At 41.8% G+C, this 15,914-nt stretch carries 16 protein-coding genes and 1 pseudogene; all 17 read right to left on the bottom strand.

Going from position 1 to position 15,914, the window contains the following annotated elements; genetic code table 11:
• The 17 genes and pseudogenes from nei to pxpB all read right to left on the bottom strand — a co-directional run bounded on the left by nei (position 1) and on the right by pxpB (position 15,909).
• Positions 1 to 792 carry an endonuclease VIII gene (gene nei / locus NAZ64_RS09230; RefSeq protein ID WP_220569342.1) on the bottom strand — a complete coding sequence of 264 codons (792 nt, stop codon included), beginning with the start codon at positions 790 to 792 and terminating at the stop codon, positions 1 to 3.
• Between the two features lie 48 nt (positions 793 to 840).
• Positions 841 to 978, bottom strand: coding sequence for a hypothetical protein (locus NAZ64_RS09225; protein ID WP_001145917.1), 138 nt, complete (start codon positions 976 to 978; stop codon positions 841 to 843).
• A gap of 67 nt (positions 979 to 1,045) precedes the next feature.
• A complete protein-coding gene (locus tag NAZ64_RS09220; protein WP_483640917.1) occupies positions 1,046 to 2,941 on the bottom strand; it encodes an HAD family hydrolase in 1,896 nt (631 codons plus the stop codon).
• A gap of 57 nt (positions 2,942 to 2,998) precedes the next feature.
• Positions 2,999 to 3,832 (bottom strand): glycosyltransferase family A protein, encoded by an 834-nt coding sequence (locus NAZ64_RS09215; protein ID WP_220569343.1) that lies wholly within the window; start codon positions 3,830 to 3,832, stop codon positions 2,999 to 3,001.
• 191 nt (positions 3,833 to 4,023) lie between these two features.
• A pseudogene (locus NAZ64_RS09210) lies at positions 4,024 to 5,803 on the bottom strand (glycosyltransferase).
• A 93-nt stretch (positions 5,804 to 5,896) separates the two neighbouring features.
• A complete protein-coding gene (locus NAZ64_RS09205; RefSeq protein WP_001528845.1) occupies positions 5,897 to 6,607 on the bottom strand; it encodes an ABC transporter ATP-binding protein in 711 nt (236 codons plus the stop codon).
• Positions 6,608 to 6,610: 3 nt separating this feature from the next.
• Positions 6,611 to 7,381, bottom strand: coding sequence for an ABC transporter permease (locus tag NAZ64_RS09200; protein ID WP_079981571.1), 771 nt, complete (start codon positions 7,379 to 7,381; stop codon positions 6,611 to 6,613).
• 127 nt (positions 7,382 to 7,508) lie between these two features.
• Positions 7,509 to 8,642 carry a glycosyltransferase family 4 protein gene (locus tag NAZ64_RS09195; RefSeq protein ID WP_076935458.1) on the bottom strand — a complete coding sequence of 378 codons (1,134 nt, stop codon included), beginning with the start codon at positions 8,640 to 8,642 and terminating at the stop codon, positions 7,509 to 7,511.
• A gap of 12 nt (positions 8,643 to 8,654) precedes the next feature.
• Positions 8,655 to 9,551 (bottom strand): glycosyltransferase, encoded by an 897-nt coding sequence (locus tag NAZ64_RS09190; protein WP_220569344.1) that lies wholly within the window; start codon positions 9,549 to 9,551, stop codon positions 8,655 to 8,657.
• Positions 9,548 to 10,699 (bottom strand): UDP-galactopyranose mutase, encoded by a 1,152-nt coding sequence (glf, locus tag NAZ64_RS09185; RefSeq protein ID WP_001521816.1) that lies wholly within the window; start codon positions 10,697 to 10,699, stop codon positions 9,548 to 9,550. The genes NAZ64_RS09190 and glf overlap by 4 nt, the downstream gene beginning before the upstream one ends.
• Before the next feature lie 285 nt (positions 10,700 to 10,984).
• Positions 10,985 to 11,725 (bottom strand): hypothetical protein, encoded by a 741-nt coding sequence (locus NAZ64_RS09180; protein WP_058215093.1) that lies wholly within the window; start codon positions 11,723 to 11,725, stop codon positions 10,985 to 10,987.
• Between the two features lies 1 nt (position 11,726).
• Entirely contained in the window at positions 11,727 to 12,062 is a 336-nt protein-coding gene (locus NAZ64_RS09175) for a hypothetical protein (RefSeq protein WP_077906418.1), read from the bottom strand.
• Positions 12,063 to 12,521: 459 nt separating this feature from the next.
• The gene (locus NAZ64_RS09170) at positions 12,522 to 13,088 is read right to left on the bottom strand and encodes a tyrosine-type DNA invertase (protein WP_000824704.1); all 567 of its coding nucleotides are present in this window, start codon (positions 13,086 to 13,088) and stop codon (positions 12,522 to 12,524) included.
• Positions 13,089 to 13,147: 59 nt separating this feature from the next.
• Positions 13,148 to 13,279, bottom strand: coding sequence for a hypothetical protein (locus tag NAZ64_RS09165; RefSeq protein WP_078057602.1), 132 nt, complete (start codon positions 13,277 to 13,279; stop codon positions 13,148 to 13,150).
• Positions 13,280 to 13,602: 323 nt separating this feature from the next.
• Positions 13,603 to 14,337 carry a 5-oxoprolinase subunit PxpA gene (gene pxpA, locus NAZ64_RS09160; RefSeq protein ID WP_001017911.1) on the bottom strand — a complete coding sequence of 245 codons (735 nt, stop codon included), beginning with the start codon at positions 14,335 to 14,337 and terminating at the stop codon, positions 13,603 to 13,605.
• Positions 14,327 to 15,259 carry a 5-oxoprolinase subunit PxpC gene (gene pxpC, locus NAZ64_RS09155; RefSeq protein ID WP_000932044.1) on the bottom strand — a complete coding sequence of 311 codons (933 nt, stop codon included), beginning with the start codon at positions 15,257 to 15,259 and terminating at the stop codon, positions 14,327 to 14,329. Before pxpC ends, pxpA begins: the two co-directional genes overlap by 11 nt.
• On the bottom strand, positions 15,253 to 15,909 hold the full coding sequence (gene pxpB / locus NAZ64_RS09150) for a 5-oxoprolinase subunit PxpB (protein WP_001188371.1): 657 nt from the start codon (positions 15,907 to 15,909) through the stop codon (positions 15,253 to 15,255). The genes pxpC and pxpB overlap by 7 nt, the downstream gene beginning before the upstream one ends.
• Between the last annotated feature and the right edge of the window lie 5 nt (positions 15,910 to 15,914).

Genomic DNA, 15,914 nt, shown 5'->3' with positions numbered 1-15,914 from the left:
CTATTTCTGGCAATGCGGGCACCAGTAAAACGGGCGTGAGGACAGTGTTGTCTTTTCAATAATGCCGCCACACCGCTCGCACGCTTCGCCGTCACGGTGGAAAACCTTAAAGCGAAACAGTGCGCCATGATGCTTGTTTTCATCCGCCTGACCGCGAGTAGTGTAGGACAGGCGCGGAATATCCAACAGCGTGTGAGAAAGCGCATTCAGTTGCGCCTCGTTGAGATCTTTCGCTTTATGCTGTCCGGTTAACCCTACCTGCCAGAGGATTTCAACGCGCAGATAATTCCCCAATCCCGCCAGAAAGGCCTGATCCAGCAACAGTCCGGAAAATTGTCGGTTGCGAAAACGCGGCGACAGCAATCGAGCTTTAACCTCTTCCGGAGTGAGACGCACGTCCAGCACATCCGGGCCGACTCGCTGTAAAAAAGGGTGCGTCGTGAGCTGGTCTGCTGTCAGCATTTCGATATCAGACGCGCTATAAAGCAGAATAGTTTTATCCGCCGTTTGTAGCCTGACGCGCAATATACGCGTGGTCTGCGGTATTTCACCAGTATCGATCACCCGCCATACGCCATAGAGTTGGTTGTGGCTGTAGAGCGTCAGGCCATTTGAAAAGTGGGTCAATAACGCTTTTCCCCGCGTCTCTATCCGGGTAACAATTTGACCGGTAAGCTGCGATTCATACGGTTTTAACTGTGCAAAGGCAAACCAGACATCGGTTAAGGGTTTGCCTTTGATTGCCGCCTCCAGATTATCCGCCGCACGACGAATTTCCGGGCCTTCAGGCATGATAATATCCTTTGTTAACAGTTGATTAATGGACTACACCGCCTCTGACTATCTGGAATGCACATCGAACGCCATAATGAACATCCACAGCGGATGGACAAACAGGCGGTGGTATCCAGTGATAATAACATTATCGCAGCACGAGACCACTTCCCCGTCAGGGTTAACGTGATCGCGCCAGGGCATAATCGACTCAGCCCTTGTCGGGCAAGCGCCCAATAATGATTGTCTGCCTACCGGAATTAAATGACGCTTAGTTATATTTTGCCCAAAATTTTTTTCTGTTGATCCTTTTAAAGCCTTCTTTCCAATAACTGGCATTCAACTCTTTGATATAATTTTCTCCGGGAAAAAGTTTATCCTTTAAAGGCAGTTTTTTGGCTAGCACGATTCTTTCTGCGTTAGATCCCGCGGACTCTGAATGTGTGAGGGAAGATAAGGCATCCAGTTGAGCGCTTGAGGGTCTGGCTATCAATTCAAAAAAAGGTTCTGACAATACAACACTACTAAGTGCTGCATAATTTCCTTTTTGTATGAGCGGTTTGACGTACTCAAAAAAAGAAATAATCCCTGATTGCAATCTTGCCGCTTTTTTTAAATACTCAATTTCAGAACCACTGCTATCTTCACGTACAGGAATTATTCCATTATCCGTTTTTTTATAGCCAATTGTTGACCCAGTATTATCAGCCATAGCGAACTCCATTATTTCCACCCCTCCTGATAAGAAAAGATCACACTTATCGTGGGGATGGCCATAGTTGGTTAGCCAACCAAACATCTTATTATAAATAGATCGGTTATCATTGGCGCCAGCAAAAGTTGCCAAATAAAACCCATGTATTTGTTTTTCTGCCCATTGCGCACCTAAAGAACGAGCAAATACTGATTGAATATTACCCATCCATCCTACATCGATAAGTGCTATATTTTTATAACCTTCACAGGCCGTTTTAAAGTAATCAGCGTAAACTTCCCTGTGCTGAGTATTTTTTAATAAAATATATGGAAATAATTTATTTATAAGCCAGTGAACCTTATGTTCCTCTCCTGAAACAGGAATATACTCCTCGTCAGGAAATCCAACATGATGTATATCTGAAATATGCTCACTCGCATCTAACCCCGCGATAGCAAGTATCTTTTTAATACTTTTCTTATTCTTACCACCAAAAAGATGCCAAATCCTGTGCATCGGCCAATCAGTCATCCCCACCATATAAGCTGATGCGCGGGATATATATAAATATTCACATTTTACATGTTCTTCTGAAAAATATTCATTATAAATTTTATAGATTAAGTGAGCATCGCGTGCTAAAAAAAGCGCTTTATCAATTTTATGAATCTTTAACTGATTCGCTAACCAGGATACATAACCTAATAATAACGGACCAAATACTTTAAATCCTATCTCATTTAAAGGATCATTTTGATGGAAAGCAGAAACTTGTTTAAGTAATAAAGTCTTACAAATAGATTCACCAATAATATCTTTAGTTTTCCAATGATTAGATACCCCATGATTATACTCTGACCAATCAGCATGGAGAGTATTTATGCCGAGTTTTTTAGCATTCAGAATATCAGCATGAACATTGTCGCCAACATGCATCCATGATGCAATATCTACATTTTCATTTTTCTTGACTATTGAAAATAATTTACCACTATTTTTAGAGTACCGCTCTTTGCCAGATGAATAAACTGGAATGTTACTGATATCATAGCCACATGATGTTAACAACTCCTTTAATATTGCTGATGGAAGGTACATATCACTAATTAAAATGACTTTGCAACCATCACTAATAGCCTTTTCAAACAAACAGCTTCCACGCGCATTTTTATATAAAACAATCTTCTCCATTTGTATTTCCAGATCGATTATCTTTTTTACTGTCGCTGGTGAAAGCTGCGGATGCTTTTTTAAAATTTCATCGTATATTTCAGATATGAGTATTTCCGGCTCGCCGCCAAAACGCCTGACCCTATTCTCTCTGGCACTTACTTCCGCCTGAACTCTTATCTCTGGGAAATTATCAATAATACCAATCTCGTACGCTGATATAAAAAAGTTCTCAGTTGCTAAAGTTGATTGCATTAATGAAAACAAATCTCTGGGACGATAAATCCTCCGGCTAACCAATGTATCAAAGATATCAAAGCTTACGGTCTTGTATTTTTTAAAGTTCATATCCATATTTTATTTAATCTTATTTTCAATATAAGAGATTTTATGAAAAAGACTATTGTTAGCAATATTTGAAAGTAACACATTGAGCAATGATGAGTCATCAACACTTCTCATCATTTTATTTTCTGCAATTTTGCATTCTATATCAAATAACTCATTGTTAATTACGGTATAATTTCCAAATTCAAAGTCATCATTTTCTCTGAAATGATAAAATGCCAGTGCTTCAGGTAAAATCCAAACATCATTTTCTGCCAGGTAATGAATAAAAAAAGGCCAGAAAAATGCAGGAGAGGATAATTTATGACTTTCAATCACATCGATAACAGAATTTTTATCGAATAAACACGAGGACAGTGGAATTGAATTCCTGTAATAAATAACATCAAAACTAACAGGGCCAGCATTTAAATAGTGGTTCCATGGTTGCGTTGAATTTATAATTATTCTATTATTTTCCGCAATCTCAGCAACTTTATTTGTATGGCATGCTATTGCATTTACAGATGAATACGTTGACTGTATATTCGCCAAAACACTGAGTAGCCTTGACACATATTCAGGGGCCCAGGAGTCGTCATCATCCATAAAGCATAAATAATTAGATTCAGACATCTTAATAGCATTAAAGATACAGCTTTCGTCGTAGATAACACTATATATATTTGACAGTTCTTTCAGATAAAAATCATCCACATTGTGACATTTCAATTCTTCCTCCATGCAGAAAATGATGATATTTATTTTTTTGAACGTCTGGTCATTAATGGATTGCAAGGCCCGCATTAATAGACGAGTACGCCCAGGTTTATGTCGGACAATAACTAAAAGACTCTTTTCCATATTCTGATTTCGCGTTTTACGGTATATATAAAATTAACACCCTATGAATGAATGCTGACATTGGGTAAGGATTATAATATTTTATTAGACTGACACCAGATAAGGTGTAGCAACAGAACCATACCTAAGATTATCATAGTCATATAATTAAAAAATCGGTATAATTCTCATCAACACCACTTACATCATGTTTAATATTTATCTTCAGATTTTTTTATTGAATTTTTTATACCAAAAGAGCTTTGAGGTAAGATAGGGCAAACTATTTTTCATCTCTTTTTTTGCAGATTTAAACCGATAAAAATTTTTGACTGCCGTAAACAAACCATTAATAATAACTTTAAAAAACTCCATTTTTGAGTGGGTAAGTTTTAATAATTTGCCATTTTCTATATTTAAATGATAGATAGTAATTCTCCGGAATGAAAACTTAGTAGGGTGATAATGACGATAATCAACCACGATTGGTTTTTTAATTAAAAAGAAAGCTGGAATTAAGTGTCCATTAAGGGTTATGCATCTAAAAAATTTGTAGATAGCTTTTTCTTTACCAGAACATGGGTAATCAACACAACCATTAACAATATCAATACCTTCTACATTGAATTTTTCATTATGAGTTATTGCATTAATTCTTTTTCTTATCTCCAGAAGATCTACATTATCTTCCCAAAACTTCCGCCCAGAAAGACAATCGTTATATGACATAATCATTGCTCTGGCAAGTTCATAACGGCATGAAAAACTCGCAAGAAAGACTTCCCGCACAAAGAAAACACTTAACAGTAGTGCAGCAAACTTTCTTTTACTAATTAATGCAGGTACAGCAACAGTCCTGAAGTTCAAATAGCTATTTAGAACCGATATTTTTCTTTCAAAATCCATTTGCCAAGAAGCCACACCATTAAGTGTGACAATATTATGTTTTTTATGCATATATCCAAATAGCAGGTCATCTCCACGAACAAAGAAAGGAAATGAGTAATATTCAATAGCGTTAATATTAAAGGCAAAAAACCACCATCCACCGTAGCCTATTTTTCTTTCATTATCAAAATTATCTAAAGAATCTATTTCCCGAGCATCCAGATAATGTTTATCCGGGTAATGTAAAAAATCTCTATGCCATATGGCACCAGATTCATGTATGATTGCCGGGTTATCCTCAAAAAGCATACAGCCAGTAACAACTGTATTTTTGTCTTTAGCCATCAGTAAAAAAGCATGAGTTCGACAAATCGATTCAATTTCACATGAGCCGTCGTCATCCATAAATATGACATGTTTGACATCGTTGATTTTCCCTGTCTCTATCAAACCTCTCATAAACCCGCCTGATCCACCGAGGTTTTCATTATTGATAACCATAATGCCGTTTCCTGACGGGTGATTAATCGCCTCGCCATTATTAACGACAATCAATTTAAAACGATCTTTAAATTCGCTCTGGGTTAAGAGTGTTTTATTAATTCTATTGATTGTTTTAGTAACAGCTTCTTTTCTATTATAAGTTGTTATAACTAAAGCCATAGATGATTTACTAACATGATCTTTAGTCAGAAATTCAAATCCATTTAAAACAGAGTCTTCGTCTGATTGCCACTCCACATAGACATATCCGAAATTTATTTTTGATATATCAATCTCAATCTCATCACTAATATTGCATGACGATTTAAAATCAATTTGCTTTAATACTCTAATGACACCATTCTCTTTGTGCCTTACGTTTATAGTTCCGCGACCAATTATATTAACCCGCAAAAAAAGTGATGTTAAGGTTGTATATTTTTTCCATTTCTTAACTGAGAATGCATTAAAAAAAGTATCAAAACATGCAACCTTATGACGCGGAACAAGTAAGTTACGTGAGGTATAGTTATACTTCCCGCCCTGAGTTCTGAAATAAAGCTGCTCTTCCGTGCATAGATCAATGTTTGGTAAAATTACTTTTTGAAGTAAAAAATACATAACGAACCTATAAATTTATATTATCCGGGGTAACGCTATTATAAAATAGTAAATTACTCACCGCGTAGTGATATAAATACTGCAATAAGAATATTAAAATCCGCCTTTGCTAACTATCTCACCGTGCTCAAGCCTGATGAACTTATTACATACAGATTTAGCCAGTTCATCATCGTGAGTGGCCATTACCATAATGCCCGCTTTAGAGATAAAGCTATTTAATCTCATCTCTGCTTTTCTTTTAAAATCACTATCACCCACGCTCATCCATTCATCCATCAGTAAAATTTCAGGATTGATTGCAGTGGAAATAGAAAAACCAAGCCTCAGAACCATACCACTAGAATACGTTCTAACGGGGACTTTAATAAAATCACCTAACTCGCTGAACTCGATGACATCTTCTGTAATATTTTTTATTTCATTTTTTGACAGACCGAGAAATAGTCCTCTCAGCTTTATATTTTCCAGGCCGGTAAGCTCACCATCCATTCCCATCATGGGATCAATGAGGCTGGTGACTCGACCGATACATTCATACTTCCCTGAAGTTGGTTTATAGGCCCCTGCAAGTACTCTCAGAAGAGTTGTTTTGCCCGAACCATTGTGTCCAATAAGCGCAAGACGGTTACCTTCGGTAAGCGTAAAATCAATTTTTTTTAATGCCTCTACTTCAATAATCCCGGTATTCGATGAACCAATTCGTCCACCTGAAGCAGCCTGTAGAAAAGTTTTTTTAAATGAACGGTGGCTGGAGTTAAATATGGGGAGTATTACGCCAACGTTTTTGCAAGAGATTTTCATTAATTATAACCAGTATACGATTCTTGAGCGATATTTAGTCAACACTAAGGTTGAGACCATCAACATAATAATAGAGGTTATTATTGTGTAAAACCATATAGTTACATCTGGTACAGTTCCCATTAATGGTTTCCTGAGCATCTCCATAAAGTAGTAAAAAATATTATAATCAACAAATTCCTTTCTTCCCTTTGGTAATTGTTCCGATGTCCAGATGATGGGAGTTATAAAAAAACACAACGTTACTACACTTTGAACAACCGGTCCCATATCACGATATCTTGTGCAAAAAACGGCGAGAATCATACCTGTAGAAATTAATGAGATGGATGTTATTATAATTGCAGGTATAAAAAGGAGAATATCAAGATTTACCGATGTATTGGTAAAAAAAATCACGAAAGGTATAATGATAAAATTATGCAACATAATCATAAACTGCCGATAGAAAACACGTAATATATATAAATATAGCGGAAGGTCAGATTGTTTAATAATTGATGCGGACTCATTAAATATTCCGCATGACTCATTAATAGTTGCTGATAGAAAGGCCCAAAAGATCATACCTAAAGTAAGATGCATGATAAAATTTTCGGAACCTGAACTGAACAGCGAACCGTAAAGAGGTCCCATCGCTGATATGGTGACCCCCATCGAAATCGTTATCCAAAAAGGCCCTAACACCGAACGCCGGTATCGCCCCAGGACATCATTCCAACCTAGCGAAATCCAAAGTTGGTGCCTGGCCAGAGCTTCTTTCAAATCATTCATTGTTTCCGTGTCACCTTTACCTGAAGAACTTATTCTTTAACGATATGAAAATATAACTTATTTATTTTCTATATATTTACATACTATTTATCTAAACACTGACCTACTTCATAAGCACTTTATGGTGTTAGCAACCAATAGTGTCTTTATAAATTTGCAATGTCTTATTAATGACTAATATGCTGGAAAACAATTCCTTTACACGTTTTCTTCCATTCGCCCCCATCTCTAAGCGAATCTGTGGATTTTTTAACAAATACTCTAATTCTACCGCTAACTCCTGAGCTGAATTACTTTTTACGATCAACCCATTATAGTTATGAATAATTAAGCTATCACATCCGCCGGTATCATAAGCAATACATGCGCGTCCTACAGATGATGCCTCTAATAAAAGCCGTGGTACTCCTTCCGGATAAACAGATGGTAATGCAACGATATTCGATTTCTGAATAAGCTCATATACATTCGAAGAGCGTCCCAGCCAGTTAATTAGTCCTTCATTATGCCAGTGATGAATGAGCTCCAAAGGGATAGCATCTTTATCATCCTCGGCCAATATACCTGCAACATTTAAAACAAAATGAATATTTTTTTGTCTGAGGATCTTTTTTGCTTCAATGAGATCGCCAAGACCTTTACTCCATAACATTCGGCTTGCAAAAAGGACTATCGGTATCTCATGTTTTTTCTCTATAGAGAATTTATAAATATCCGGGTTAATTCCAGCACCTTCGATAACGATAGTTTTATGATAATCAATACCTACTAAACGCGATATTTTTCGTCGATCTTTATCATGTTCAAAAATAAAAACACCACGCTTATTACCGGCAATATATTTGTAAACCAAAACGGTTAACGCACGCAATATTCTCATTGGCACGGTATTATATAAAAAGATTCGACCAAGTCCGACAAAGCTGATAACAACTGGACTATTACTTCTCCTGGCGCTAACCCCACCAATCAGGCAAGGTTTGAGCGTAATACAATGCAATAAGTCAGGATTAATCTCTTTAATAATTTTCCGAGCGTTAAGGAATGCTCTAAAAAAAACAAACATATTAAATGACTGAGCAACAAGAGACACATTGTGACAAATAAAACCAAGCGTTTTGAATTTTTTTATAATCTCTTCACCAATAAAATGACTTATGATATGAATTTCATAACCCGCATCCCTTGCCGCTATCGCACGTTCTGTCCAATGTAAATCAAAGTACCAGTCTGAATTTACAAAATAACATAACCTTTTCATCTCTTCGTCCTGCTAATGATATTTCCCACTAATACCTTTAAGTCCATGAAGTATTCCCTGCCAGATAAAATATAGATAACGAAATTTCTTACGCTGCCATGGTAAAATGGCGAGATATTTAGAGAGGCGTAATACTATAGAAAGAACACTGAATATCCTGGGAACGGGTAAAAGTTTTCTCAGCAGCAACAAATTTCTACAAAGATAATATACTTTCCATTCGGGGCAGATACACCTTCCATGAATAGAGATATCATGAATAAATTTAATTTCTGGGGAGTAACGAATTTTCTGCCCGGACAATACTAGCTTATAACCAAAGAAAAAATCATCATAATAAAGGAAAAGTTCATCATGGATATCGTTAAGATGGTTATTCAATACCTTTCGATCAATAATCATACCAACGAATGACACAGTTTGAACATCAGTAACCTGAGTTCTTACTGGAGAAAACCTCTCTGGGCGTATCACATAATAAATAGTCTCAAACACCGTAGATGGAACCCTGATGAAAGGCAAATTCATCCGACAAGACCGTCCATAGGTGTCCTGAACTCGCGACGCAAATATACGGTATATTGAGGTATCTAATAACGAGAAATGTTTTAAAATATTAATTTCCGGGTAAGCATCATCATCATAGAAAAATACCCAATCGGCATTACTATATGAGCATATATATTGACTACCTACTTTAAATCCGCCAGCACCACCAAGATTATCTTTAAGATTAAGTATCGTGATGCCAGGTTCACTTAATGAAGAAAGCCATTCCCTTGTACCGTCGCTTGAGCCATTATTAACGATAACAATAGAGGAAAAACCCGCCTTAACAGTCTCTCGCACACTTTTTTTTAATTTTTCAAGACGGTTAAAAGTTACGATTAGCGCTGTACACTTCATCAAACAGTAACTGTAAAAGCTGGCATTTCTTTTTGTTCATATAGCGACGTTAAGTATACGTCCGCCGTCTGTAATGCTTCAGCTATCGTGATGTCCATATCGAGATAACGATAAGTGCCAAGACGACCAATGAAAGTAATATTTTTTTCTTTTTTAGCCCGCGACAGATATTTATTCAGTAAATCCATTTTATCTGCCCTGCGAACAGGATAATAGGGTATATCACCAGCTTCACATTCCCGACTATATTCTTGATAACATATTGAAGCTTCATGTCTCTCCCACGGAGAAAAATATTTGTGTTCAGTAATCCGAGTATAAGGAGTATCTATTGAACAATAATTCATTACTGCACATCCTTGATAATCACTCTGGCAAATTATTTTTTTAAAGTCTAATGTACGATATTCCAGTCGGCCATATTGACAGGAGTAAAAGGCATCCAGCGCGCCACTGAAAAAAACATGATCATAATCTGTCCGCATTTCCTGAGTGAAGGAGCGGCATAGTTCAACAGCGATATTTTCGTGTTCGACAATGGACTTGACCATTTGTGTATAACCAAATTTTGGTATTCCCTGAAACTTATGATTGAAATAGTTATCATCATAATTAAAGCGAACAGGGATACGTTTCAATACAGAAGCGGGTAATGCGGAAGGATGAAGCCCCCATTGTTTAATGGTATAACCTTTAAAAAAGGCTTCATATAACTCTTCACCAATGAAACGCAAGGCCTGTTGCTCAAAATTTTGTGGTTCCAGAATGGTGCTATCACATTTTTGAAGCAGTAATTTCCTGGCGTCATCAGGTGAGCAGGCGACACCAAAAAATTGATTGATGGTATGAAGATTGATAGGTAGAGAAAATACCTGACCATTTACTGTGGCCTTAACCTTATTGATATAAGGCATCATCTCAGCGTATTTATTTACATAATTCCATACAGTTTCATTATCAGTATGAAAAATATGAGGACCATAAACGTGCACCATAATACCCGTGTGCTCATCTCGGGCATCATAAGCGTTACCACCGATATGCGAACGTTGATCAATAATATTGACTACATGTCCCTGTTCGGCTAACTGGCGTGCTATTACTGCGCCTGAAAGGCCCGCACCTACAATTAGTATCTTTTTACGTTGCATTATTTTTGTCACTCTGTTCGCAGACACAGATAATATTAGATAGTTTATCCAGAATCATTGTCATTTATATCAGTAGGGTAAAATGAAATTTACTCAACGCATTCAGATAATTCCACGCTACCGCCACAGCGCGTAAACCCTCGCACTGATTACAGATTCATTAATGTCACACGTTATGCGGTATTTCTGGACAACGATGATTGCCATATTTATTTTGCGAAGATAACTCATTCAGAACGCAACATAATGGGTCTGAATACCGCGCGGCATGATGTAAATATGCTGTCAGCATAAATCCGGTGCGTTATCGGCCCCAGTTTTTACCAACGCACTCTGTTGACTGATGTCCGGGCCGACGTCCGGTATCCTTATTCTTACCGCATCAGATAGCGGTACTCCTGTCGGGATATCCCAGCGTTGTTTCAGCGTCTGCTCCGCGAGCCAGACCTGCCTCACGCCGGTTCCCAGCATACGGGCCGTCATTTCCGGGCTACAGCCTGACAATAGTAATCCCAGCACCCGCCGTCCCTGTTTTGGCAGACGCTCTGACAGTAACCTGACCAGCGTGCGGCTATTTATCTCCATCACCAGCTCCGGTACGCTCAACGCGTTTTTCATCTCCTCCTCGTAAGGCGATGTCTGTAGTGATGACCATATGGCAAGCTCAGCCATTCTGGCCAGAACCCTTACCGACATGGCGCGTTTAATCAACCTCAGATGGCGGAAATAACCTTCCACGCTGACGTCAACCGGTAAAAACGCGTTACTGCTACAAAAAACCACTGTCCGCGGATAACGCTGAAAAACCTGTTGCCACAGCAGAAGCTGGGTTGATGGCCGTCCGGCGGATATCACCATCGCGCCGGGCCACCGACGCAACCGATCCAGCAGCCCTTCTGGTGTCCTGAGACGAACGCAGTCCTCCACGCAAAGGCCACCGGTATCCGGAAACTGCGCAGGATTTTCGCCTGACTGACAAAACATAATCAGCCGGAGAGGCGGCAGTACTCTGGTTAACGTCTGCATATCAGTACGTCAGAACCTGGTACAGGCTGAACAACGCTGCGACGGTGGAGACCGACAGCAGGAGCAAAAATATTTTCGCGCCCATACTGTACCGACACTTACTGGTGCCCCCCCTTCCGGTGGACATTTCCGCATATTCTTGCGTCATCAGATTGTTCTCCTCTGGCCATTGCCGACCCGGCACTGCGCCAGCAACGGCAGCTTCGTGTTGTGGAAACAACATGTCCGCACCCTTTCGTGGACCGGGAGCCATTCCATGTCTGTATGAAAAATGACGTCTGGCCCTATCTAAACACAGCACTCTGACACCCTGTCCGGTTCTGCTTTTCGGCTGCACAGGCCGTCAGTCCCCCTGGTAGTAAATGCTCCTGCCGCAGGGTAATTCTGCCCTGTGCGGAGTACAAAATGACAAATAAAAAACACAGTAATTCATTGATTTATATGTTGATTATGTAAATCAGCTTTCCCTGAACAGACTTCTCTGTGATTTAACAATATGATTCAAAAAGTAAAATAAAGGATTTAATTCTTTGACATGATAATTAATCAGCACTAAATATTATTTAATACGTTTTTTTAACACTTAAAATTAACATTTTGTGCAGGCAGGACAAAAATGGATACAGCATAGTGCTGGTTGGACCAGGTAAATTTTCCCTTAGTTTTTTTATTGTTATAGGGATAACTCCTTAATAAGCAACAGATTACGATTGCATGACTCTTGTGTGGAAGGGGTAAATCTGAGAGGATGATGAAAGCGCGAAGCGGACTTAACTTTTTGAATCAGAACGTACGGTTATACTCGACGTTTTTTTCGCCATATTCCATGAAAACGCCCGGCGTTACTTGCGGTGTATCTTACGGTGTGCTGGATATTCCTGTGCCCCAGATAGTCCTGTATGAGCCGTGTATCAATCCCTTTATCAGCAAGGGCGTAGCCGCAGGCATGTCGCAGCATATGAGGATGTGGTGCTATCGTTAATTCGGCCAACCGCCCTGCCTCTCGAAGTATGTAAAAAAATTGTTGCCTGCTGAGCGGATGCCGGCGCAGCGACAGGAACAGCCAGTCTCCGTCAGCCCCTTTCTCAAGATACTTCCTGGCCCTGAGCCAGCTTTTCAGTACGTTATACTCATCGGGAAGGAGGGGGTGACACGTTGAAAAGCCATTTTTGAGGCGCCGGATATAAAGCTGTCTTCCTGCAAGATCAATATCCGACAAGCGCAGCCCCAGCAGCTCACTGGCCCGGAAGCCGTGAATAAACGCCATCAGGATTAAGCAGCGGTTTCTTTCCGGGAAGGGCATTCTGTCGGTCGCTGACAGCAGTTTTTCAATCTCTTCTTGCGTAAGATATTTTCTTTTCACAAAACAAATCCATCATAACAAAATGAGTAATATACTAAAAAATCACTGATCAGATGAGTTTAATTTTCGCTAAAAAAGTTGCTATGCGTAAACAGCTTAAAATCCATATAGCTGACAATCTGGCACGCTATCCATGACGTGATAGTGAAACAGCGAATCAATCTGGCTTCAATCTCCTGATAAGTCGTCATGACGAGGAATATAAATGCTAAAAATGAGGCTATCGTGAGGTAAATCAATCAGAAAGGGGTAATAAAGAGTCAGGTAGTTTACCCGCCCCGGAGGTTTGATTAGATGGCGATAGCTAACAATATCATAGTGATTTTCAAAAATTCTGCTGCTAACAGCAATAAGCTCATCATACTGGCTATTACAGCATCACTTGGTTATTTTTAAAATAATATATTATAAGGGGATTTATATAGTATTGAATAAATCCCTCTTCCTGACATTAAGAGAACAGAACACGATAATTTTTAGCAGCCGTAATATAATAGCTTCAATCGTCGGGCTCTCAGGCAATAACGTGTATATTACGCGCATTAAACGCGGCGCGTAACCTGCGTGCGAATGCAAGCGCATACTCGCCGTCGCCATGAATGCACACCGTTTGCGCCGTGACAGTCGTCCACACACCAGTAACGCTTTTCACTCTCCCGGCTTGCACCATATCCAGCGTTTGCGCCAGCGCCTGCTCTTCGTCGTGAATCAGCGCGCCAGGTTGCGTGCGCGGCACCAGGCTACCGTCGGCCTGATAGCCGCGATCGGCAAACACCTCCTGCCGCGTCACCAGGCGATGGCGTTCACCGGCCCGGATCAGCTCACTTCCCGCCAGTCCAACCAGTATCAGTGACGGATCATAGTCGTGTACCGCTTTCGCAATCGCCTGTGCCAGATGGGGATCTTTCGCCGCCTGGTTATAGAGCATACCGTGCGGTTTGACATGGCGCATTACGCCGCCTTGCGCCTGAACAATCGCCCCCAGCGCGCCGATTTGGTACAGCGTCTGGGCGTATACCGTTTCCGGCGGCAAAACCATTGCCGTCCGCCCAAAATTATCCCGATCCGGAAAGCTGGGATGCGCGCCGATCGCCACGCCGTTTTTCAGCGCCTCGCGCACGCAGGTCAGCATGGTTTGCGCATCACCGGCGTGAAAACCACAGGCGATATTGGCGGAGGAGACCAGCGTTAATAATTCGCTGTCGCTGGCGCAACCTTCGCCCAAATCCGCATTTAAATCAATGTTCATGCTGAAGTCGCCAGGTAAGCTGCTCCAGATAGCGCTGACGCTCGCGGCGCGCGTTGAGCGCCTCTTCCAGCGAACATTGCACAAAATGGATCGGTTGCCCTAGCGGGATCTGCGCCAGATGGTACATATCTGCCTCGATGATGCAGGCAATACGCGGATAGCCGCCAGTTGTCTGGGCATCATTCATTAGCACAATAGGTTGACCGTTGTAAGGCACCTGTACGACACCGGGCAGCAAACCGTGCGACAGCAGTTCGCGATCCGTTGTCCGCGTTAACGATTGTCCCTGCAAACGATAGCCCATGCGATTACTTTGCGGACTGAGCTGCCACGGCGAACGCCAGAACGCTTCTTGCGAGGCGCGATCGAACTCACGGTATTCCGGCCCCGGTAGCGCACGGATGCGATTCCCCCACAGTAACTGCTTCACGCCCTGCGGCCCGCTAAACTGTCGCGATGGTTTACCCGTCGCCAGCCGATCGCCATCTTTTAGCAGCCGCCCTTCCAGCCCACCGATACCGGACTTCAGATCGGTACTACACGATCCCATCACCTCCGGCACAGCAATACCGCCCGCTACCGCCAGATAGCTACGCATCCCGTGAAGCGGTCGATGCAGCGTAAGACGCTGACCCGCTTTTACCGGCAATCGCCAGCCGGTCCAGACCGGTTGATCATCCAACTGCGCCTCGCAGCCTGCGCCGGTAAGAGCGAACCAGGTCTCATTTTCAAATTCGACAACCAGTTGACCGAGAGTGATTTCCAGCGCCGGGGCATTCGCATCGTTCCCGACCAGGAGATTAGCGGTCTGAAAGGCGGGTTTATCCAGCGCACCGCAGTGACTCAGCCCCGACTGACGAAAGCCGTGACGCCCGCTATCCTGCACGGAGGTATAAATCCCCGCGCGAATAATATTCAGCATATTCCCTCCTTTTGCGGCACAAAGCGTACGCTATCGCCAGGGCGTAGCAAAACCGGAGGCTCCCGCATCGGATCGAATAACTTCAACGGCGTGAGGCCGATCAGCTGCCAGCCGCCCGGCGTGGATAATGGATAAATACCCGTCTGCGCGCCGCCGATGCCGACAGAACCGGCCGGAACCTGCAGGCGCGGCTCCGCGCGTCTGGGCATATGGAGCGGTTCTGGTAAATTCCCAAGATAGGGAAAGCCAGGCTGAAAGCCTAAAAACCAGACGACATACTCAACGGAGGCATGTAGCTCCACGACCTGCTTTTCACTCAAACCGCTGTGCCGTGCCACCGCCGCCAGATCCGGCCCGCCTGCGCCGCCATAGATCACCGGGATCTCAACCGAACGCGAGTCCGGCTCCAGCGCCTCGCTCTCTTCCCACCAGCGCTGCAGACGCTCAATCGCATCCAGCGCCAGGGTTTGCGGTTCCCGCAAGATCACGGTGATATTGTTCATCCCGGGAATGGCTTCCACCACGTTCGGCATATCGACCAGACGCTGCGTCAGACGCCAGATGCGTTTCTGGCTCGCCAGCGTAATCGGCGGTTCAAGTTCCAGGACGACCGCCGTTTCGCCTAACAGATAACAACGCGCTCGCTGCACTTTAT

The organism is Salmonella sp. A1325, assembly GCF_056991255.1.
The sequence above is the reverse complement of the archived record's forward strand: the minus strand, read 5'-3'. Positions and strand labels throughout refer to the sequence as shown.

Excerpts from the sequence above, each read along its gene's own strand:
- pxpC (WP_000932044.1), bottom strand. The coding sequence starts at position 15,259 with ATGCTGAATATTATTCGCGCGGGGATTTATACCTCCGTGCAGGATAGC.
- pxpA (WP_001017911.1), bottom strand. The coding sequence starts at position 14,337 with ATGAACATTGATTTAAATGCGGATTTGGGCGAAGGTTGCGCCAGCGAC.
- NAZ64_RS09225 (WP_001145917.1), bottom strand. The coding sequence starts at position 978 with ATGCCCTGGCGCGATCACGTTAACCCTGACGGGGAAGTGGTCTCGTGC.
- NAZ64_RS09215 (WP_220569343.1), bottom strand. The coding sequence starts at position 3,832 with ATGGAAAAGAGTCTTTTAGTTATTGTCCGACATAAACCTGGGCGTACT.
- nei (WP_220569342.1), bottom strand. The coding sequence starts at position 792 with ATGCCTGAAGGCCCGGAAATTCGTCGTGCGGCGGATAATCTGGAGGCG.
- NAZ64_RS09195 (WP_076935458.1), bottom strand. The coding sequence starts at position 8,642 with ATGAAAAGGTTATGTTATTTTGTAAATTCAGACTGGTACTTTGATTTA.
- NAZ64_RS09200 (WP_079981571.1), bottom strand. The coding sequence starts at position 7,381 with ATGAATGATTTGAAAGAAGCTCTGGCCAGGCACCAACTTTGGATTTCG.
- NAZ64_RS09180 (WP_058215093.1), bottom strand. The coding sequence starts at position 11,725 with ATGCAGACGTTAACCAGAGTACTGCCGCCTCTCCGGCTGATTATGTTT.
- NAZ64_RS09205 (WP_001528845.1), bottom strand. The coding sequence starts at position 6,607 with ATGAAAATCTCTTGCAAAAACGTTGGCGTAATACTCCCCATATTTAAC.
- NAZ64_RS09165 (WP_078057602.1), bottom strand. The coding sequence starts at position 13,279 with ATGACGACTTATCAGGAGATTGAAGCCAGATTGATTCGCTGTTTCACT.
- glf (WP_001521816.1), bottom strand. The coding sequence starts at position 10,699 with ATGCAACGTAAAAAGATACTAATTGTAGGTGCGGGCCTTTCAGGCGCA.